This window comes from Ferrimonas sp. SCSIO 43195 (assembly GCF_023716685.1).
Taxonomy (GTDB): Bacteria; Pseudomonadota; Gammaproteobacteria; order Enterobacterales; family Shewanellaceae; genus Ferrimonas; species Ferrimonas kyonanensis.
In genome coordinates, this window is record NZ_CP072679.1 from 71,921 (window position 1) to 92,288 (window position 20,368).

The 20,368-nt window shown below is 59.4% G+C and carries 17 protein-coding genes; 7 read left to right on the forward strand and 10 right to left on the reverse strand.

Features of this window, described 5'->3' with window-relative positions; all coding sequences use genetic code 11:
* Nucleotides 1-219: 219 nt before the first annotated feature.
* The 3 genes from J8Z22_RS00335 (at nt 220) to J8Z22_RS00345 (ending at nt 4,097) form a co-directional block, all read left to right on the forward strand.
* Nucleotides 220-1,506, forward strand: coding sequence for a pitrilysin family protein (locus J8Z22_RS00335; RefSeq protein ID WP_051252606.1), 1,287 nt, complete (start codon nt 220-222; stop codon nt 1,504-1,506).
* Nucleotides 1,503-2,951 carry a M16 family metallopeptidase gene (locus tag J8Z22_RS00340; RefSeq protein WP_371878071.1) on the forward strand — a complete coding sequence of 483 codons (1,449 nt, stop codon included), beginning with the start codon at nt 1,503-1,505 and terminating at the stop codon, nt 2,949-2,951. Before J8Z22_RS00335 ends, J8Z22_RS00340 begins: the two co-directional genes overlap by 4 nt.
* A 138-nt stretch (nt 2,952-3,089) precedes the next feature.
* Nucleotides 3,090-4,097, forward strand: coding sequence for a DUF4382 domain-containing protein (locus J8Z22_RS00345; RefSeq protein WP_252008299.1), 1,008 nt, complete (start codon nt 3,090-3,092; stop codon nt 4,095-4,097).
* A 42-nt stretch (nt 4,098-4,139) separates the two neighbouring features.
* On the opposite strand, the gene J8Z22_RS00350 is transcribed toward J8Z22_RS00345, so the two are convergent.
* The 3 genes from J8Z22_RS00350 to J8Z22_RS00360 all read right to left on the reverse strand — a co-directional run bounded on the left by J8Z22_RS00350 (nt 4,140) and on the right by J8Z22_RS00360 (nt 8,416).
* Entirely contained in the window at nt 4,140-5,162 is a 1,023-nt protein-coding gene (locus J8Z22_RS00350) for a P1 family peptidase (RefSeq protein ID WP_252008300.1), read from the reverse strand.
* Nucleotides 5,163-5,286: 124 nt separating this feature from the next.
* Nucleotides 5,287-7,314, reverse strand: a complete 2,028-nt coding sequence (gene fusA / locus J8Z22_RS00355) for an elongation factor G (protein WP_028112559.1) — start codon at nt 7,312-7,314, stop codon at nt 5,287-5,289.
* Between the two features lie 199 nt (nt 7,315-7,513).
* On the reverse strand, nt 7,514-8,416 hold the full coding sequence (locus tag J8Z22_RS00360; protein WP_252008303.1) for a LysR family transcriptional regulator: 903 nt from the start codon (nt 8,414-8,416) through the stop codon (nt 7,514-7,516).
* Between the two features lie 97 nt (nt 8,417-8,513).
* On the opposite strand from J8Z22_RS00360, the gene yjjG reads away from it, so the two are divergent.
* Nucleotides 8,514-9,188: a pyrimidine 5'-nucleotidase gene (gene yjjG / locus J8Z22_RS00365; RefSeq protein ID WP_028112561.1), complete on the forward strand. Its 675-nt coding sequence runs from the start codon at nt 8,514-8,516 to the stop codon at nt 9,186-9,188.
* Nucleotides 9,189-9,191: 3 nt separating this feature from the next.
* Here the strand turns inward: yjjG and J8Z22_RS00370 are convergent, their stop codons facing one another.
* From J8Z22_RS00370 to J8Z22_RS00380, 3 genes are all read right to left on the reverse strand, one after another.
* Complete coding sequence (locus J8Z22_RS00370) at nt 9,192-9,656, reverse strand: tRNA (cytidine(34)-2'-O)-methyltransferase (protein ID WP_252008304.1); 465 nt, start codon at nt 9,654-9,656, stop codon at nt 9,192-9,194.
* A gap of 81 nt (nt 9,657-9,737) precedes the next feature.
* Nucleotides 9,738-11,165 (reverse strand): ATP-binding protein, encoded by a 1,428-nt coding sequence (locus J8Z22_RS00375; RefSeq protein ID WP_252008306.1) that lies wholly within the window; start codon nt 11,163-11,165, stop codon nt 9,738-9,740.
* Complete coding sequence (locus J8Z22_RS00380) at nt 11,153-11,833, reverse strand: response regulator (RefSeq protein WP_028112564.1); 681 nt, start codon at nt 11,831-11,833, stop codon at nt 11,153-11,155. Before J8Z22_RS00380 ends, J8Z22_RS00375 begins: the two co-directional genes overlap by 13 nt.
* A 161-nt stretch (nt 11,834-11,994) precedes the next feature.
* Between J8Z22_RS00380 and J8Z22_RS00385 the strand changes: the two genes are divergently transcribed.
* Both J8Z22_RS00385 and J8Z22_RS00390 read left to right on the forward strand, forming a co-directional pair.
* Nucleotides 11,995-12,489: a Spy/CpxP family protein refolding chaperone gene (locus tag J8Z22_RS00385; protein WP_028112565.1), complete on the forward strand. Its 495-nt coding sequence runs from the start codon at nt 11,995-11,997 to the stop codon at nt 12,487-12,489.
* A 109-nt stretch (nt 12,490-12,598) separates the two neighbouring features.
* Nucleotides 12,599-13,498, forward strand: a complete 900-nt coding sequence (locus tag J8Z22_RS00390; protein WP_028112566.1) for a cation diffusion facilitator family transporter — start codon at nt 12,599-12,601, stop codon at nt 13,496-13,498.
* On the opposite strand, the gene glnG is transcribed toward J8Z22_RS00390, so the two are convergent.
* From glnG to glnA, 4 genes are all read right to left on the reverse strand, one after another.
* Entirely contained in the window at nt 13,495-14,889 is a 1,395-nt protein-coding gene (glnG, locus tag J8Z22_RS00395) for a nitrogen regulation protein NR(I) (protein WP_252008308.1), read from the reverse strand. The two genes, J8Z22_RS00390 and glnG, sit on opposite strands and share 4 nt — an antisense overlap.
* A complete protein-coding gene (gene glnL, locus J8Z22_RS00400; protein WP_028112568.1) occupies nt 14,886-15,932 on the reverse strand; it encodes a nitrogen regulation protein NR(II) in 1,047 nt (348 codons plus the stop codon). Before glnL ends, glnG begins: the two co-directional genes overlap by 4 nt.
* Nucleotides 15,933-16,116: 184 nt before the next feature.
* Complete coding sequence (locus J8Z22_RS00405) at nt 16,117-16,635, reverse strand: DUF4124 domain-containing protein (RefSeq protein ID WP_252008309.1); 519 nt, start codon at nt 16,633-16,635, stop codon at nt 16,117-16,119.
* Between the two features lie 94 nt (nt 16,636-16,729).
* Entirely contained in the window at nt 16,730-18,139 is a 1,410-nt protein-coding gene (gene glnA / locus J8Z22_RS00410; protein WP_028112570.1) for a glutamate--ammonia ligase, read from the reverse strand.
* 279 nt (nt 18,140-18,418) lie between these two features.
* Here glnA and typA point away from each other — a divergent pair, with 279 nt between their 5' ends.
* Nucleotides 18,419-20,257: a translational GTPase TypA gene (gene typA / locus J8Z22_RS00415; protein ID WP_035415692.1), complete on the forward strand. Its 1,839-nt coding sequence runs from the start codon at nt 18,419-18,421 to the stop codon at nt 20,255-20,257.
* The last annotated feature ends 111 nt before the right edge of the window (nt 20,258-20,368 follow it).

The following is a 20,368-nucleotide window of genomic DNA, read 5'->3' on the forward strand; positions in this document are numbered from 1 at the left end:
GTCACTCACGACGCATTCTTAAGGGCCGCCGCGGTTGGCGTCGATCCAAGTGACGCTATTGTCGCGGTAGGCTTTGAAACAATTTGATGAGATTGCGAGGCGTTTATTCTTTGCTCTGCCAGCCGGTGGCTGGCATGATGTTTTGTTAATTTTTCAGTAACAAGGAGCGGTCTGGTGAAACAGTTACTCACCCCGGCTTTGGCTCTGACCCTGACCTTGATGCCGGCATTGGCGCAGGCATCGGAACCGTCAGACGTGCAGAGCTTTACCCTGGATAACGGCATGAAGATTCTGGTGTTGGAGGATCACGCCATTCCCAATGCCAACATGTACCTGTTCTGGAAGGTGGGGTCGCGCAACGAAGTGCCCGGCATCACCGGCCTGTCACACTTCTTTGAACACATGATGTTCAACGGCTCCAAAAACTACGGTCCTAAGATGTTCGACCGCACCATGGAGGCCGCCGGGGGCGCCAACAACGCCTACACCACCGAAAACGTCACCGTGTACACCGACTGGTTCCCGGCCGATGCCATCGAGACCATCTTCAAGTTGGAATCGGATCGCATCGCTCATCTGAACATCGATGCCAAGATGGTCGAAAGTGAGCGTAATGTGGTGGCGTCGGAGCGCACCACCGGGCTGGAAAACTCCAATTGGCGTGCACTGCAGGAAGAGGTCAAGGCGACGGCGTTTCGGGCTCACCCTTACAGCTGGAGCGTGATTGGTCATGAGTCCGACATCTACGCCTGGACTCTGGATGACCTGAAGCAGTACCACAAGACTTACTACGCTCCCAACAATGCCGTGGTGGTGATCGCCGGTGCGGTGGAGTTCGAGCAGGTTAAGGCGCTGTCCGAGCACTACTTCGGTACCATTCCTGCCCAGACCCCTCCGGCCAAGGTGCGGACCGTCGAGCCGGAGCAGAAAGGGGAACGACGGGTGTACGTCCGTAAGGAGTCGGTGACCAGCCCCAACCTGATGTTTGCCTATCACGTTCCCGAAACTCAGCACCAGGACAGCTATGCCCTGGACGTGCTGATGTCGCTGCTGATCGACGGCAACAGCGCTCGTCTCAACAAGGCGCTGGTGGATGAACAGCAGTTGGCCCTGGGCATCGACGGTTACGTCCCTGAGAGTTTCGACCCGAACCTGCTGTACCTGTTTGCGGTGGCCAAACCTGGTGTTACCGCGGCCACTCTGGAACAGGCGATGATCACCGAGATCAACAAGGTGGCCGCCGACGGCGTGACTCAGGATGAACTGGATAAGATTAAAAACGCCAAGCTGATGGGATTCTACGACACCCTGGAAACCATCAATGGCCGTGCTAACACCTTGGGCACTTACGAGCTGTTCCAGGGGGACTGGCGCAAGATGTACAGCGCTCCGGAGGCCTACGCCAAGGTCACCCGTGAAGATGTGCAGCGGGTTGCCCGCACCTACCTGAAGAAATCCAATCGCACCGTGGGTGTGCTGGCCGCCGAAGAGGACAACGATCAATGAGAGCCCTGACCCTGTCATTGGCCGCCATGATGCTGGCGGCCTGCAGCCAGACGACCCCGAAAACCGACGTCGTGGCTGCCCCTGAAACTAACGCGCCGGTGTTCAAAGCGGTGGAGACCAAAGCCTTTACCCTGCCGGCGTATGAGACCGTGACCCTGAAGAACGGCCTGACCCTGCAGTTGATGGAGAAGCGCAATGTGCCGCTGATCACCGCCTCGGCCACCGTCCGTGCCGGTGCGGTGAATGACAGCGTGCCTGGCCTGGCCACCATGACCGTGGATGGCTTACTGCTGGGCACCGAACGGCGCAGCAAGCAACAGTTGGAGGCCCTGGTTGACAGCCTGGGGGCCAGCCTGAGCACCGCCGCCGGTAAAGAGGGCAGCAGCGTGTCGATGCGTTTCATGAGCAAAGACGCTGATGTGATGCTGCCGCTGTTGGCGGAGCTGTTGCGCAAGCCCAGTTTCCCCGAAGACGAGGTCGACAAGGCCAAGGTTCGCTACGCGGCGCAGTTGGCGCAGCAAAAGGAGAGCCCTCGCCAGGTGATTGGCTTCTATTTTGATAGCCTGCTGTATGGGGAGCACCCCTACGCCAATGCCACCGTCGGTGAGTCGGATGCGGTGTCTGGCATGGATAACTATGACCTGAAGATCTTCCACGGCAGCTGGTACCAGCCGCAGAACATGGCCATTACCCTGGTGGGGGATTTCGATGCCACTCAGATGAAGCAGCGACTGGAGGGGCTGTTTGATGACTGGCGCGGTGCTAACACGCCGGCCAAGCCACAGCTGGCCAAACAACTGCCGAACCCGAAGGCGGCCTCGGTATTGCTGGTGGATAAGCCGGATGCCATCGAGACCACCTTTATCATTGGTGGCCCGGGCGTCTCCCGCGATGATCCGGACTACGTGGCCCTGCAGGTGCTCAACACCATCCTGGGTGGCCGCTTTACCTCCTGGTTGAATGACGAGTTGCGAGTCAACGCCGGTCTGACCTACGGTGCCCGCTCCCGCTTTAACACCTATTCTGCCGGGGGCAGCTTCCAGATCAGCACCTTTACCGCCACCAAGAACACCCAGGCGGCGGTGGATCTGGCGCTGAAGACCTACGCCCGCCTGTGGCAGCAAGGCGTGGATCAAGCCACCCTGGATTCCGCCAAAGCGTACGTAAAGGGGCAGTTTCCGCCTAAGTACGAGACCTCGTCCCAGCTGGCGGGACTGCTGGGACAGATGTACCTGTATGGCTTCGGTCCGGAGTTCATCAATGAGTTCCAGAATCAGGTCGACAGCCTGACGCTGGAACGCACCCAGGCGTTGATCGCCAGGGCCTTCCCTCACGACAATCTGCAGTTGGTGATGATCGGTAAGGCCGACGACATCCGCTCTGTGGCGGCAGAATACGGGCCGGTGCGTGAAGTGGCCATGGCCGCTGACGGCTTCCGCTTCTAGGCGGTTTCCCTAACACAAAGCGGAGCGTGAGCGCTCCGCTTTTTTTTCGTCTGAACTCGAAGAAAGCCAAGTTCGGTCAAAGTTTCCTTGTTTTATTTTTGTACAATCAAGAAAACTCTAATAAAAGGGAAGCTAATGATGAAAAAGCGGATAGTGGTACTGCTGCCCTTGCTGTTTGGGTGTGGCAGTGACGGTGGGGAGCCGACATTGCCAACGGAACAGCCGGTGTTGCAGGGAGTGTCGATTGGCGTTTCTGATGCGCCGATAGACGACGTTACCGCGGTGGTACTGAAATTTGATCGCATTATTTTGACGCCGACGGGGTCAATGGGCGGTGGCCACCATGGTGAAGGGCCACTGGTGCTGGAATTGGCCAATCATCATGTGGACATGATGCAGTTTCAGGAGGACGCCTCTCACTGGTTGCTGAACGATGAGTTGTTGCCGGTGGGGCGTTATGATGTGCGTATTGAGGTGCAGGCGGGCAGCGGCGATCAGGGGTCGTACGTCGATGATGCCCAAGGGCGCCACCCCCTGCAGATGGTTCAGAACCACATCAACGTCGGTGAAATTGCCATTCAGGAGGGGGGGGAGCACAGCTATACCCTGGAACTGGACCTCAGGCAGAGCCTGCATCACGATCCTGAAACCGGTTACTCTTTACTGCATAACGGAGCGCGTTGGGTCGACAACCGGACCATGGGCCATCTGATAGGCAGCATTGATTCTACCTGGGTTGAGGGCTGTGAGGCTGATAATGCGGCCCTGGCTGATGAGGCAGGGCAATTCAGCCATGTGGCGTATCTGTACCCTGCTGGCACTACCCTGGAGGCGATGGGTGACATGGCTGCGGAGCCGGAAAGTGGCAAAGTGGCGCCAATGGCGACCTCATACGTGCATCAGGCCATTGATGGCAGTTGGCGTTTCGGTATGGGCTTTCTTCCTCAGGGGGAGTATCAGGTAGGCTACAGTTGCCTGGGACACCTGGATCTACCAGACAGCAATGAGAGCGGACCGGCCAGTTTTGCCATATACGGAGACGGTGGCTCTGTGGTCATTGATGCCGGGAGCGGCGGCGGCCATCGCAATGGTCATCATTGTGGTGGTCGGGGGCCCGGCGGAGGTCCTGGTGGACACCGCGGCTGAGACAATACAGAAACGGAGCCCTTGGGCTCCGTTTTTATTTGCTCAGGGAGTCAGGTCGGACGCGGCGGGCAGGCCGCCGGCGGCGGTGGCGGCCTCAACCGCCCGGTGAATCGCTTGCTCCACCACTTCGGCGGCAATGACGCCCACGGCGTTGATGTTGCTGACCTCTATCTCGCCGGTGCCGGCGGCAAACAGGGTGTCACCGTCGTACATGGAGTGGACCGGGCGAATCGCCCGGGCATAGCCGTCGTGGCCCATCTGGGCCAGCTTCAGTGCCTGGGATTTGGTCAGCTTGGCGTTGGTGACAATGGCACCGATGGTGGTGTTGCGGCCGGCGAAGCCTTCGCCGTTGGCACCGGCCAGGATCAGGTCGGTTCCGGACACAAACCGCTGACCGTCTTCGCTGCGGGTGCCGGCGACCACGGTATTGCCGTTGACCACGTCCCCCCAGGCATTTACCGCCACCACTGCGCCGACGACCAGGCCGTTGTCCAGAGTCAGGCTGTAGCTGCCGATGCCGCTTTTGGTGGCCCGGCCCATGCCGGCAATCTTGCCGACGCTGGCGCCGGTGCCAGCGCCGACGTTGCCCTCTTCAAGGCCCTGGCGTTTAGCGCTGGCGGCAGCCCGGTAGCCCATGTCGGCATCCGGGCGTCGCTTAGGATCCCCCAGTGCCAGATCGAACAGCACTGCGCCAGTAACGATAGGAACGTAGGCGACACCGGTATCGAAGCCGATCTTTTGCTCCTCCAGGTAGCGGGCGACGCCGCTCATGCTGTCCAGGCCGAAGGCGCTGCCCCCGGACAGGACAATGGCATGCACTTTATCCACCAGGTTCTCCGGCTTGAGCAGATCGGTTTCCCGAGTGCCCGGGGCGGCCCCGCGCACATCGACCCCGGCGGTGGCGCCGCCATCGAAGCGCAGCACGGTCACGCCGGTGAGCCCCTGTGGGTCTGCGGCCTGGCCGATGGCCAGCCCCTTGATGTTAAACAGTGAGTCGGTGTGGTAGTCGGCCATGGCCGGTCCTCCGAGCAAGGCGCACAGCGCCGCAATGATCCATCGGGACATGCTGGAATCCAAGTGAGAATGATCGGGTGTGCATTGAGCTTATCAGATTCCACCCGGGTTGACCGTGAACCGCCACCAAAACAAAAAAAGGCGCTCAAAGAGCGCCTTAGTTGTTGATTGCCCCTTAGTGCATCAGGGATTCCTGCACATTGGGTGGGGCCACTTCGTAGCGACTGAAGGTCATGGAGTACTGGCCTTCGCCTCCGGTCATCGCCTTGAGCCGGGTGGCGTAGTCGTCCAGTGCCGCCAGCGGCGCTTCGACGTTGATGTCGACGCTGCTGTTGTCCAGCGCCTCGGTGCCACAGACCATGGCTCGATGGGCGCTGAGATCACCGGTGATGTCTCCCATCTTGTCCTGGGGCACCTGAACGTGCATGTCCACCAGAGGTTCGAGGATCACCGGACTGGCCTTGGAGACCGCTTCCAGAAACGCTTTCTTACCGGCGGCCACAAAGGCGATCTCCTTGGAGTCGACCGCATGATGTTTGCCGTCTAGCACCACCACCTTGATGTCCTGCATCGGGAAGCTGGCTAGGAACCCCTGAGCCATGGCCTCCTTGACGCCCTTCTCGATGGCCGGAATGAACTGGCCCGGAATGGCGCCGCCGACCACCTGGCTTTCAAACTGGAAGCCTTCGCCGCGGCCCAGAGGTTCGATGCGCAGGTGCACCTCACCGAACTGGCCAGCGCCGCCGGTCTGCTTCTTGTGCCGGTGCATCGCTTCCGCCGCAGTGGTAATGGTCTCTTTGTAGGCCACCGAAGGTTTGGCGGTTTCCATGTCGACGTTGAACACCTCGTTGGCTTTCTCCAGGGCGATCTGTACGTGCAGGTCGCCTAGGCCCTGGAGTACGGTTTCGTTCTGGTTTTCCTGGTGTTCAATGTGCAGGCTGGGATCTTCCGCCACCAGTTTGTGCAGTACCTCGGCGATTTTTTGTTCATCACCGCGGCGCTTGGGCTTCACCGCCAGGCCGAAGATGGGTTGAGGCAGGTCCAGCTTCGGCAGGTGGTAGTGGTCCTCGTCATGGCTGTCATGAAGAATGGCGTCTACCTCCAGGCCGTCGATCTTGGCCAGGGCGAAGATGTCGCCGGGGATGGCGTGCTTCAACTCCAGTTGCTTACTCCCCTGCAGCTTAAACAGGTGGCTGACCTTGAATGGCTTGCGGCCATCGCCAATCAGCAGGCGCATACCGGTGTTTATGCTGCCCTGATGCAGACGGACGACCCCCATCTTGCCGACGAAGGGGTCTATGCCCACCCGGAATACATGGGCCAGCACATGATCCTCTGGGTTTTGGCTAATGGTGACCGGCTGTTCCTGTTCGCCCCAGCCTTTGAGGAACTGGGGTGGGGTCGCCTCCAATGGGTTGGGCATCACTTCGACCAGGACTTTTAGCAGTGCCGACAGGCCGATGTCTTGCTCGGCACTGGTAAAGCAGATGGGCACCAGGTGGCCCTGGCGCAGGGCGGTTTCCAGCGGGGCGTGCAGTTGCTCCGGACTCAGGGATTCTCCCTGTTCCAGATACAGCTCCATCAGGGCTTCGTCCTCTTCCAGTACGGTATCGATGAGCTCGTCATGGACGCTGGTGACGTCACTGAATAGGGTCTGGGCGCTACTGTCGGGTGCAAAGTAGCAATCGGCGACGGCGCTGCCGTCGGCCAGCGGCAGGTTGACTGGCAGGCAGCCATGGCCAAACCGGGTTTGAATCTGTTCCACCAGGGCTTCCAGCCCGGACAGGTGATCGTCGATGTGGTTGATCACCACCACGATGGCTTTGCCCTGCTCTCGAGCGTGTTCGAAGGCGCGCTGGGTGACGGCTTCGATGCCACGATCTGCATGCACCACCAGCAGCACCGATTCGACCGCCGGCAACGGCAGCAGCGCCCGGCCAAAGAAGTCGGCCAGTCCGGGGGTGTCGATGAGGTTGATGTGGTGATCGTGGTAATCGAAGGAGAGGAATGAGGGTTCCAGGCTGTGGTGATGGGCTTGTTCTTGGGCAGTAAAATCGGCGTGATTGGTGCCCTTGTCGACCCTGCCGCGGTTATTGATGGCATGGGCCCGGTACAACAGGGCTTCGATGAGGGTGGATTTCCCGCTTCCGGTGTGGCCCATCAGGGCCAGGTTCCTTATCTGCGCGGTACGATACTCAGGCATAGTCGCCTCCTTTATCTTTGTTGAATCCGGCAGTCCATTCCGAGTATAGGTAGCAAACTGGAGGTAATTATTGACCAAGGTCACGCTTTTTGCGGTCAAGAATTGTTCGGAATAACCCGCCCTGAAGGCAGCCAAACGAAGGAGGAAACGCTGAATTCATTTTCACACTCAGAGCTTGGTTCTGAGTCGAGCGTTGGAGTCAACGCTCCCAAGGCGGCGGGTTCTGCCCGATAGTCTGTTGTAAAAATTCAATAAATACCCGGGTCTTGGCGGGCTGGCCGTGACGCCCCGGACTCAGGGCGTAGACGTTATGGCGCGGCAGTGGGTGATCGGGCATCAGGGCGACAAGTCGACCGGCCTTGAGCGAGTCGGCGACGATAAAGGTGGGCATCTGGGCGATGCCGACACCGGCCAACAGGGCGTCCAGCAGGGCGTCGGAGCTGTTGGCGCGGAAGTTGCCGCTCGGCTGAACTCGATGGCTGCCCAGTTGCCAGTGGCTGCCGCCGAGGAAGTAGCTGTAGTGCAGGCAGTTGTGGTGTTGGAGCTGGGCGGGATGAGTCGGGATCCCGGCGAGGTCCAGGTAGGCCGGGCTGGCGCACAGCACCGATTGGCAGGGGGCCAGACGCGTCGCGACCTGGGGGGAGTCCGGCAGATGGCCAATGCGAATGGCCACATCGATGCCCTCCTGCACCAGATCGATCATGCGGTCGTCCAGCATCAGGTCGATGCCGACGTCTGGATAGCGCTGAAGGAACTGCGGCAATAATGGGCTGATGTAGCGACGGCCAAACACCATGGGCAGGCTTAGACTCAGGGTGCCCTGTGGGTGGCTGAGGCGCTGTTGCAGCCTGGCCTGGCTATGCTGCATCAGTTGCCAGGCGCGATGGGCGTCCCGGTAATACTCGTCACCGGCTTCGGTGAGGCTGAAGCTGCGAGTGGTGCGTTGCAGCAGTTGCACCCCTAACTGCTGCTCCAGTGCGTTGATGCGTTTACTGACCGCCGACGGTGTCAGGCCCAGGCGGGTGGCCGCGGCCGAAAAGCTGCCGCTTTCCACCACGGCCACCAGCACCGGCAGGCTGGCAAAGGGATCTCGATTTGGCATTTATTCCCTATGGGACATGCAGAATTTCCTAAAGTGTGATTATAACGCCGCGAACGCTTGTGTAGAGTAGGGCCAGCACATTTTAAGGAGCACGATTTTGAACTACGACTGGATTCTGTTTGATGCCGACGACACCCTGTTTCATTTCGATGACTTTGCCGGCCTGCAGTTGCTGTTTGCTCGCCGCGGCTGTGACTTCGACCGGCAGCATTATCTGGAGTATCAGCAGCGCAACCGCCCGTTGTGGGTGGCGTATCAGAATGGCGAGATCGGAGCCCGGGAGTTGCAGCAGAGCCGGTTTGAACCCTGGACCAGCAAGCTGGCCTTGTCGGCGGCGGAGATCAATGCGGCGTTCCTGAAGGCGATGGCCGAGGTGTGTCAGCCGTTGCCCGGGGCTAGAACCTTGCTGACGGCGCTGCACCGTCAGGCACAGTTGGGCATCATCACCAATGGCTTTACCGATCTGCAGCAGGCGCGATTGAAGAATACCGAGCTGGAGGGGCTGTTTTCGCTATTGGTGATCTCGGAGCAGGTGGGGGTGGCCAAACCGGATCCTCGCATCTTCGATCATGCCAAGTCGCTGATGGCAAACCCGGCGGCACAACGGGTGCTGATGGTGGGGGACAACCCTCATTCCGACATTATCGGTGGTCAGCGAGCCGGATTTGATACCTGCTGGCTGAATCAACACGGCCGCCCCTGCCCGGATGGCATTGTGCCGGACTTTCAAGTGCGCAGCCTGCCTGAGCTGCAGGCGCTGTTGCTGGCCTGAGCCTTACACTGCCCCGGCAAACCCTTGCTGGCGCCAGGCTTCATAGCTGACGATGGCGACGGTGTTGGACAGGTTGAGGCTGCGGCTGCTGCCGAGCATGGGGACCCGAATTCGCTGGGATTCGGGAATGGCATCGCGAACCGGTTGAGGCAGGCCACGGGTTTCGGGGCCAAACAGCAGCACGTCGCCGGGTTGGTAGCTTGGCTCGGTGTGAGGGCGGCTGCCCTTGGTGGTTAACGCGAACAGGCGTCGCCCGGCCATGGCCTGCAAAAACGCGTCATAATCGGGGTAGCGGCTCACTCGGGTCAGATCGCCGTAATCCAGCCCGGCTCGACGCAGTTTCTTCTCTTCCAGATTAAATCCCAGTGGCTCAATCAGGTGCAGTCGGCAGCCGTTGTTGGCACACAGGCGGATGATGTTGCCGGTGTTGGGGGCGATTTCGGGTTCGTACAAGGCGATTTCAAACATGGGGTGTGCCGGTTGCGTTAGGAAGGCGGAATGGTGACACAGCCAACCCGGCCGCCGCAAGCGCGGTGGCCGGCTGGTTGTTCAGGCGGCGGGCAGGTTCAGGGTGACCTTCAGTCCTCCCTGTTGGCCCAGAGAGGCGGCCACGCTGCCGTGATGGGCGGTGGCGGCGGCCTGAACGATGGCCAGTCCCAGTCCCCAGCCACCGGATTGACGATCCCGGGCCTCAGAGACGCGATGGAAAGGTTTGAAGATCGCTTCCAGCTGTGCCGGCGGCACGCCGGGCCCATCGTCTTCGACGCTGATCAGCACGCGCTGTTGCCGCTGTTCGGTGGTCAGGGTGATGCGGTGCTCACCGTAGCGGATGGCATTGCGCAGCAGGTTTTCCACTGCTCGGCACAGCAGGGTGTCGTTGCCCACCAGGGTCAAGCCATCGGCCAACTGGGTGTGCACCTGTTTGCCTTGCTGTTCCGCTTCGAAGCGGGCGCCGTCTATCACTGCATCCAGCAGACTGTCCAGGGCAAACCGCTGCCGATGTTCGCTGCCTTGATTGGTCAACCGCGACAGCTGCAGCAGCTCCTGAATCATCATCTCCATCTGGTCCGCCTGCTGGCCCAGACGCATCAGTTCATTGCTGTCTTGGCCTTTCTTGCGGGCCAGGGCCAGGGCCAGCTGGATGCGGGTCAAAGGGGTGCGAAGCTCGTGGGAGATGTCGGAGATCAGCCGCTGCTGCTCTCGCACCTGAGTGCTGAGGGAGCTGGCCATGGCATCGAAGCTCTTGGCCAGTTGGCCGACCTCGTCGCGACGGCCGAGAATGTGGCGATCGACCCGAGCATCGAGATCGCCTTCGGCCAGTTGCTGCGCGGTGCGTTTGAGGGCGTTCAGCGGTTTGCCGAAGTGCCAGGCCACAAAGCCGAAGATGATGCCCGAGGCCAGCGCCATGGCCAGGATCAACACCAACGGGTTGTCCTGCAGATAGAACAGCCAGGAGCGTGGGTGGGATTTGCGCATCTCCACCAACAGCAGGTAGGGCTCGCCTTTGAGGGTCAGGGGCTGAGGGCCAAACACCACCGCACTGCGGGAACGCACCGACAACTGCTGCTGCAGGTTCTCGCTTTCCAGCAGGAATTTTCGGACCGGCTTGGGCAGCCGCTGTTGGTGCCGGCCCAGGACGCCGCCCTGGGGAGTGACGATGTGAAACCGGAACCGATCGTCTTTCAGCGGCCCGTCTCTGAATTCGGGGCGCTGCATCATTCCTGGCGGTGGTCGGCGATCCGGGTGCCGTAACCGGTCAACGAAGCGATCCACGTCCTGAATCGGTAACCGCTCAATGCGCCGGGCGGACTTGGTCAGCATCTCCTGTTGCCAGGTTTGCAGTGGCTGACGGTCGTCCAGTTGCTGGAATTTGGGCAGCAGAATGACGGCGCCGACGATCACCAGAGAGGTGAGCCAGAACGCCAACAGCAGCTTGATGAACAGCCGGTTTGGCAAACCCGCCCCTACTCGAGCCATATGTAGCCTTTGCCGCGGACGGTTTTCACCCGTGGGCGACCGTCGCTACGCTCTGGCAGTTTGCGGCGCAGGTTGGAGAGGTGCATGTCCAGGCTGCGATCAAAAGGCATCAGCTTTTTGTTCAGAACCGTCACACTGAGCTCCTCTTTGGAGACGATCTGCCCGGTCTGGCTAAGCAACGCATGCAGCAGGGAAAATTCGGTGGAGGTCAGGGTTATGGACTCTTGTTGGTGCCATACCTCCTGACGTCCGGGGAACAGGGTCAGATCCCCGGCATTGAGTTGATCGGTCTGAGGGTCGGTTTTGTCGTGGGTGCGGCGCAAAATGGCCTTGATGCGAGCCACCAATTCGCGGTCGTTAAACGGCTTGGGCAGGTAGTCGTCGGCACCGATTTCCAGTCCGACCACTCGGTCGATGTCATCGCCTCGGGCAGTGAGCATTAATACCGGCAGTTGACTGTGCTGACGCAGGGATTTGAGTACCTCGAAGCCATTCATTTCTGGCAGCATGACGTCCAGCAACAGCAGGTCAAACTCCTGTTTCAGAGCCAGCTCCAGCCCTTCGCGGCCATTCTGGCTGCTGGTCAGCTCAAAGCCTTCCATCTGCAGCAATTCTGTCAGTAACTCACACAGATCCAGGTCATCTTCGACCAGCAGAATCTTACCCATTGTTGCCCTCCTATACCTTCTATAGGCTAAGCCTAACTCGTGTCGCGGGGCTTACTTGCCTTACTTTACACAGTTTTACGCAGTGATGCAGTTGCCTAACATTGCAGCGGATATTCTGGATACGTCGATTACATCTACCTCAGTCCAGAAAGGAACCGATTATGAAAACTGCAAAACGCGTTGTCCTCGCCTCCGTTGCCGCCGTTGCTCTGGCTGCTACCGCAGTGGCGGGTGTCGCCGCTCAGGACAAAAACTACGGTGGGGGTTACTACGATGGCCACCACAAACAAGGCAAGCACGACCGCGGCGGTCGTGGCCACGACATTCGCAAGATGCTGCGCTCCCTGGATCTCAGTGACGAGCAGAAACAACAGGTGCGCGACATCATGACTCAGGCTCGTGATAACCGGGTCAAGCCGGACATCGAAGCCGTGAAGCTGCAGATGGAGAAGCGCCAGCAATTGCTGGAGAGCCCGGAGTTTAATTCTGAGCTGGCCAATGAGCTGATTCAGTACCGTCAGACTCGCATGGCCGAGCGTCAGTTGCAGCAGATGCAGACGCATCACAAGATCTATCAGATTCTGACGGCGGAGCAGAAGCAAAAGCTGGCGGATCGCAAGGCACAGAAGATGGAACGGATGTTGGATAAGTTCTGATTTTTGCACTCTCTCTGTATGACGGGGCCCTTGGCCCCGTTTTTTGATCCGCCATGGCGCGGGTAGCTGATACAATTGCGACAGTTTTGAATTCAGCAAGGGCAAAGCAATGCCAACTCCTGTTCGTTCCGAGTATCAGTTCTGGGTGACCTGGGCCAGTCGTGCGTCGGTGGCCACCGCCAGCGTTCTGATCATCGCCAAGTTGGTGGCCTGGTTTTACTCGGGTTCCGCCAGCATGCTGGCTTCGTTGACCGACTCCCTGATGGATGCGGCGGCGTCGCTGATCAACCTGATGGCGCTGCGGCTGGCGATTCAACCGGCGGATGACAATCATCGCTTCGGCCACGGTAAGGCCGAGCCGTTGGCGACGCTGGCCCAGGCTGGCTTTATCCTTGGCTCCAGCTTTCTGCTGGTGTTCCATGGGGTGGACCGCATTCTCAAGCCGGCCGCGCTGTCACATTCCGGTATCGGTATCGGCGTGTCGGTGTTTGCAATCGCGTTGACTCTGGCACTGCTGTATGTGCAGCGCCATGCGGTCAAGGTTACCGGCTCCACCGCCATTGCCGCCGATGCCCTGCACTACCGCTCAGACCTGCTGCTGAACCTGGCGGTGTTGATCGCCCTGGTGCTGGCGTCGAAAGGATTCTGGTGGGCGGACGGGGTGTTCTCGGTGCTGATCGCTCTCTATATCGGCTACGGGGCCATCACTCTGGGGTACGAGGCGGTACAACTGCTGCTGGATCGTGAAGCTGAGCCGGAGGTGCGCCAGCAGGTTGAACGGCTGACACTGGAGGACCCGCGGGTGTTGGGACTGCACGATCTGCGCACCCGCCGCTCTGGCCATGTGCTGTTCGTGCAGCTGCACATCGAACTGGAGAGCGACATCTCATTGCGGGATGCCCACGACATTGCCGACGCGGTGGAGCGGCGCATTCGCACCGCCCTACCGGACAGCGACGTGATCGTGCACCAGGACCCGCAAAGCGTGGTGGTCGCCGAGCCTGGCTAGAGACCCAGCTCTTTGATCTTGCGGGTCAGGGTGTTGCGGCCCCAGCCGAGCAGCTTGGCCGCCTCCTGTTTGTGACCGCGGCTGTGGTGCAGGGCGGTTTCCAGCATGATCTTCTCAAATTGAGGCAGTGCCGTTGCCAGCAGCTCTTGCTGGCCCTGCCTCAGGGCATCCTCAGCCCAGGATGCCAACCCAGATTGCCAGTCTCCTGGCTGACGAGGGGGCTCCTGCCCGCTGCCTGTTTGCAGTTCTGTCGGCAGGTCCGCGGGTAGGATCTCCTGACCCGAAGCCATAACGGTCATCCAGCGACAGCAGTTTTCCAACTGGCGTACATTGCCCGGCCATTCCAGAGTCACCAGTTTCTTCACCGTATCGGGGTGCAGCCGTTTGGCGTCCACGCCCAGCTCCTTGGCGGCGCGGTTGAGGAAGTGGCGGGTCAGAGCCGGAATGTCTTCGCTGCGGTCCTTGAGGGCCGGCAGGTGCACGCGGATGACGTTAAGGCGGTGGAACAGATCCTCACGAAATTCACCGTCGGCGACGCGGCTCTCCAGGTTTTGGTGGGTGGCGGCGATGATGCGCACGTCCACCTTGACCGGCTGATGGCCGCCGACCCGATAGAACTGACCGTCGGCCAGCACCCGCAGCAACCGGGTCTGCACGTCCAATGGCATGTCGCCGATCTCATCCAGAAACAGGGTGCCGCCGTCCGCTTGTTCGAAGCGGCCCTGGCGGACACCGGCGGCGCCGGTAAAGGCGCCTTTTTCATGGCCAAACAGCTCCGATTCAATCAGGTCCTTGGGAATGGCGGCCATGTTGAGGGCGATAAAGGTCTCGCTGGCGCGGGGGCTGTGTTTGTGCAGCGCATGCGCCACCAGCTCTTTACCGGTACCGGACTGGCCGTTGATCAGCACGCTGATGGTGGAGCGGGACAGCCGCCCGATGGCGCGGAACACTTCCTGCATCGCGGGCGCTTCGCCGATGATCTCTGGCACCGGAATGGCCGCTTCACGACGGGGCTTGGTCTGAGTTGCCGACTGCTCCAACGCCCGTTGAACCAAGGCCACGGCCTCGTCGATATCGAACGGCTTCGGCAGGTATTCAAAGGCGCCGGCCTGGTAGGCGCCGACGGCACTGTCCAGATCCGAGTGGGCGGTCATGATGATCACCGGCAGCTGCGGGTAGTGCTGTTGCACCCGCTCCAACAGCGTCAGGCCGTCGGTGCCCGGCATGCGGATGTCGCTGATGATGGCGTCCGGTTGCTGATCCGCCAGTGCCTGCCACAGTGACTCGGCGCTGGCAAAGCTGGCGCTGCTGATCCCTTCGGCCTGCATGGCGCGCTCCAGAACCCATCGAATGGAGCTGTCGTCGTCCAGTATCCATACTCGCTCGTTCATTGGCTCTCCTTAGTGGTCATCAGTGGCAGCATCAGGGTAAAGGCGGTGTGGCCGGGCCAGCTGTCGACATCGATGCGGCCCTGGTGCTGGGCGACGGCGTTCTGGGCGATGGACAGTCCCAACCCGGATCCATCGGCCTTGCCGGTTACCATCGGGTAGAACAGGGTATCTTTGAGCTTGTCGTCGATCCCGGGACCGTTGTCGATGATGCTGACCATGACCGCCATGCGATGGCGCTTTCCGGCAATGGTCACCTGACTGCAGGTGCGGGTCTTGAGGGTGATAGTGCCCCGTCCCTCCATGGCTTGGGCGGCATTGCGGACGATGTTCAGCACCGCCTGCTGCAGCAGATCCCGCTCCATGTCGAAGTCGGGAATCGACGGGTCGTAATCCCGGACAAACACCAGAGTGTCGGGAAACTCCAGGGCACAGAGTTGGCTGACTTGCTCGAGCACCCGGTGAATGTTGGCCACCACCCTGGGGCCGGGTTTCTGCGGCCCCAGCAGTCTGTCCACCAGCATTCTTAAACGATCCGCTTGCTCAATAATGATGCCGGTAAACTCCTTCTGACCCGGTTCGGTCAGTTGTCGCTCCAGCAGTTGGGCCGCACCCCGCAGGCCGCCGAGGGGGTTTTTAATCTCATGGGCCAGTCCCCGCACCAGCAATTGTGCCGCATGGTGCTGGGCGTATTGGTGCAGTTCCTGGCTGATGCGTTGCTGCTGATCGATGACTCTGAGCTCCAGCAATCCCTGGCCGTCCTGCATCGGAGTCAGGAACAGGTCCACCGTGTGGTGTTGGCCGTCGAGGGTGATCAGGCTCATGGCGTAGAAAGCGGACCCCTGATGGCTGGCCAGGCTGTGTTGCAGTTGCGCCGGTTCCAGACCGATGCGTGAGACGCAATCGGTCAGACGGATCTCGGTCAGGCGTCGACGGCTGAGGCCAAACAGTTGCTCGCAGGCCTGATTGGCCAACTGCACCATCAGTTGGTTGTCCACCACCATGACGGCGGCAGTCAGGTGATTTAACAAGCGGGTTTCCTCAATCGGTGCCATTGGGGTGGGTACTCCTGTGGTGACGGCTATCCCTAAGATACCACTGCACCAATTTGGTGCAACACCGGTGTGGTGGTGTGCACTTCATTGGTGATGCGCAACAAAAATGGGCTGTCGTGGCCGAATTCCGACCCGGTGGGGAAACACTGCAAGTTGTTTGCCACAATGCGTGGAGTCAGGTGCCTTTGCGCTGTGACTGCAGCACCGACTGGCGGTGCAGGTGAACGGTAATGGCGTCGCTGCTGCCCAATAACTGCCCCTGGTCGTCGATGGCTTGCAACTGCAGTTGATGGCTGCCGCGATCGACGTTGTCCAGGGTCATCGCCTTGCCGTTCATCGCTTGAGCCTGACCGTCCAACAGCAGCAGCAGGCGATGATTCCGGGCCAGGGCCGGGGTTACGGCGGCTTTGACGGTGATGCGGCCGCGGTTGTCTCGCAAGGTGGCATCTGCCGTCGGGGTCAGCAGGGTTAATTGGTAATGGGGTGCCGTATCCTCGGCCTGAGGATCGGAACCCGCTGGCAAGGTCATGGGGCGAATGCGCACCTGGCTATCGGCTGTCGGTTGCAAGCGGTCGGCTCGGGCTTTGGCTGGGGCCGTGTCGCTGTAATGAACCACGCCGTTGGCGTCCACCCAGCGGTAGACGGTGCCCTGGGCCAAGCCGCTGATCAGCAGCAGTAGTAACAGAATCCGCATCCCTGGGCTCCTGATGGCGTACGTAGTCAGAGTGTAGCAGCCACAAAAAAGCCCACCAGAACGGTGGGCTTAAAATGCTGGTTTGTTTTTATTTTTAGCAGCTGTAGTACATGTCGAACTCAACAGGGTGAGTGGTCATGTTCAGGCGTTCAACCTCAGCACGTTTCAGCTCGATGTAGGAATCGATGTAATCGTCAGAGAACACGCCGCCGGCGGTGAGGAACTCACGATCCGCATCCAGGCAATCCAGGGCTTGTTCAAAGGAGGCAGCAACAGTTGGGATCTCTGCGGCTTCCTCGGCTGGCAGGTCGTACAGGTCTTTGTCCATCGCTTCACCAGGATGGATCTTGTTTTTAATTCCGTCCAGACCGGCCATCAGCATGCTGGCAAAGGCCAGGTACGGGTTGGCGGTTGGATCCGGGAAACGCACTTCGATGCGGCGCGCTTTCGGGCTGGGTACCACCGGAATCCGGATGGAGGCCGAGCGGTTACGGGCGGAGTAGGCCAGCATAACCGGGGCTTCGAAACCGGGAACCAGTCGCTTGTAAGAGTTGGTAGACGCGTTGGCAAAGGCGTTAATGGCACGGGCGTGCTTGATGATACCACCGATGTAGTACAGGGCAGTTTCGGACAGGCCGCCGTACTTATCGCCGGCAAACAGGTTCTCGCCGTTCTTCATCAGCGACTGGTGGCAGTGCATGCCGGAACCGTTGTCGCCGACAACCGGCTTAGGCATGAAGGTTGCGGTCTTGCCGTAGGCGTGGGCCACGTTGTGAACCACGTACTTGTAGATCTGAATTTCATCTGCCTTTTCAACGATGCTGTTGAACAGGGTGGCGATTTCGTTCTGGCCGGCGGTAGCCACTTCGTGGTGGTGTGCTTCGACGGTCAGGCCCATCTCTTCCATCACCAGACACATGGCGGAACGCAGATCCTGCGAGGAATCCACCGGAGCCACTGGGAAGTAGCCACCCTTGACGCCAGGACGGTGGCCCATGTTACCGCCTTCGAAGTGCTTGTCGGAGTTCCAGCTGGCTTCTTCGGCATCGATTTGGTACATGGAACCGGCCATGTCGGTCTTGAATTTGACGTCGTCAAACAGGAAGAACTCCGGCTCTGGACCAAAGAACACTTCGTCGGCAAAGCCGGCGCTGCGCATGTAGCCTTCGGCGCGCTTGGCGATGGAACGCGGGTCGCGGTCGTAGCCCTGCATGGTGGTCGGCTCGATGATGTCGCAACGCAGGTTCAGGGTGGACTCTTCGGTAAATGGGTCGAGTACGGCGGTGGCCGCATCCGGCATCAGCACCATGTCGGACTCGTTGATGCCTTTCCAACCGGCGATGGAGGAGCCGTCGAACATCTTGCCTTCTTCAAAGAAGTCGCCGTCAATCTGGTGGCTGGGCAGGGAGACGTGTTGCTCTTTACCTTTGGTATCGGTGAAGCGCAGGTCGACAAACTTCACATCGTTTTCTTTAATTAGTTCTAATACGTGTTCGACAGACATCCTGTTTACCTCCAAATGGCGTGTACGGCCCTAAATGCTCTGCCACAGCCTATGCTAAAGCTGTGCCAAAGTATTAAGTTATTGATGTGTAGGGTTTTTGGTGAAGGAGTGTAGCGAGCGGGATACCAAATTGCACCATAATGGTGCGTGGGTTGCTTAATTTTGGTGCAATGCACCGAGAGTAACGCAGCGACTTCCATGGCTTCTGCTCGTTGGTGAAAAAAAGCACTATCCTGTTGCTGTCCGAAAGAGTAGAATAGCCGCCCTTTTGATGCAACCATGGAGCCAGGCAGAATCGTGCTGGACAAACTAAGAAATATTGCGATTATCGCGCACGTTGACCACGGCAAGACCACCTTGGTGGACAAACTGCTGCAGCAGTCCGGAACTTTAGAGAGCCGTACTGATTTCGACGAACGCGTGATGGACTCCAACGATCTGGAGAAAGAGCGCGGTATTACCATTCTGGCTAAGAACACTGCCATCAAATGGAACGATTACCGCATCAACATTGTGGACACCCCAGGACACGCCGACTTCGGTGGTGAAGTGGAGCGTGTAATGTCTATGGTCGACAGCGTACTGCTGTTGGTGGACGCCCAAGAGGGTCCGATGCCACAGACCCGCTTCGTAACCCAGAAAGCCTTTGCTCAGGGTTTGAAGCCAATTGTTGTGATTAACAAAATTGACAAGCCGGGTGCTCGTCCTGACTGGGTAATGGACCAGGTATTTGACCTGTTCGACAACCTGGGCGCGACCGATGAGCAACTGGATTTCCAGGTGGTGTACGCCTCTGCACTGAACGGTTGGGCTTCTCACGATGCCGAGACTCAGGGCGAAGACATGACCGCCATCTTCGAGACCATCGTTGACCAGGTGTCGGCCCCTGCCGGCGACCCGGATGGTTCTTTCCAGATGCAGATCTCTCAGCTGGACTACAACTCCTACGTTGGCGTGATCGGCGTTGGCCGAGTGAGCCGCGGTAAAGTGAAGCTGAACCAGCAGGTCACCATTCAGTGCGCCAACGGCAATGTCCGTAATGGAAAAGTGGGCCAGGTACTGGGGTACCTGGGTCTGGAGCGTCACGATGTGGAAGAGGCGCAAGCCGGTGACATCATTGCGGTTTCCGGTCTGGGTGAGCTGAAGATCTCCGACACCATCTGCTGCCCGAACGAAGTGGAAGGCCTGCCGGCGCTGTCTGTGGATGAGCCAACCGTTACCATGACCTTCCAGGTAAACACCTCACCATTCTGTGGTCAGGAAGGTAAGTACGTGACCTCACGGAACATCCTTGAGCGCCTGGAACAGGAACTGGTTCACAACGTGGCCCTGCGTGTTGAGCAGACCGATGATCCGGACAAGTTCCGCGTTTCTGGCCGTGGTGAACTGCACCTGGGTGTTCTGATCGAGAACATGCGTCGTGAAGGCTACGAGATGGCCGTGTCCCGTCCGGAAGTGATTCTGCGTACCGTCGACGGTGTGTTGGAAGAACCCTACGAGACCGTTACCGTTGACGTCGAAGAGGAACACCAGGGCGGTGTGATGGAGAAGCTGGGCGTACGTAAAGCCGAGCTGACCGATATGGCACCGGACGGCAAAGGCCGCATCCGTATGGACTTCATCATGCCATCCCGTGGCCTGATTGGTTTCCAGACCGAGTTCATGACCCTGACCTCGGGTACTGGTCTGATCTATCACACCTTCTTCAAGTACGGCCCTCACAAGGGTGGCGAAATCGGCCAGCGCAACAACGGCGTATTGATCGCCAACGCGACCGGTAAAGCCCTGACCAACGCCCTGTTTAACCTGCAGGAACGTGGCCGCCTGATGATTGGACACGGTGTGGAAGTGTACGAAGGCATGATCATCGGTATTCACAGCCGTGATAACGACCTGACGGTAAACGCCCTGAAAGGCAAGCAGCTGACCAACGTTCGTGCTTCCGGTACTGACGACGCTCAGGTGCTGACTCCGCCAATCGTGATGACCCTGGAGCAGGCGCTGGAATTCATCGACAACGATGAGCTGGTGGAAGTGACTCCTGAGAGCATCCGCATTCGTAAGAAGCTGCTGACCGAATCCGATCGTAAGCGCGCGTCCCGCGAAGCGAAAAAATAAGTCGCCATTGCCGACAAAAAAAGAGCCGCTCTGCGGCTCTTTTTTTTGTCTTCATGCCAAGGGTGGTGGTCGACCCGAAGTGAGTGGCGATGTCAGCGAGGGCGGCCGCCT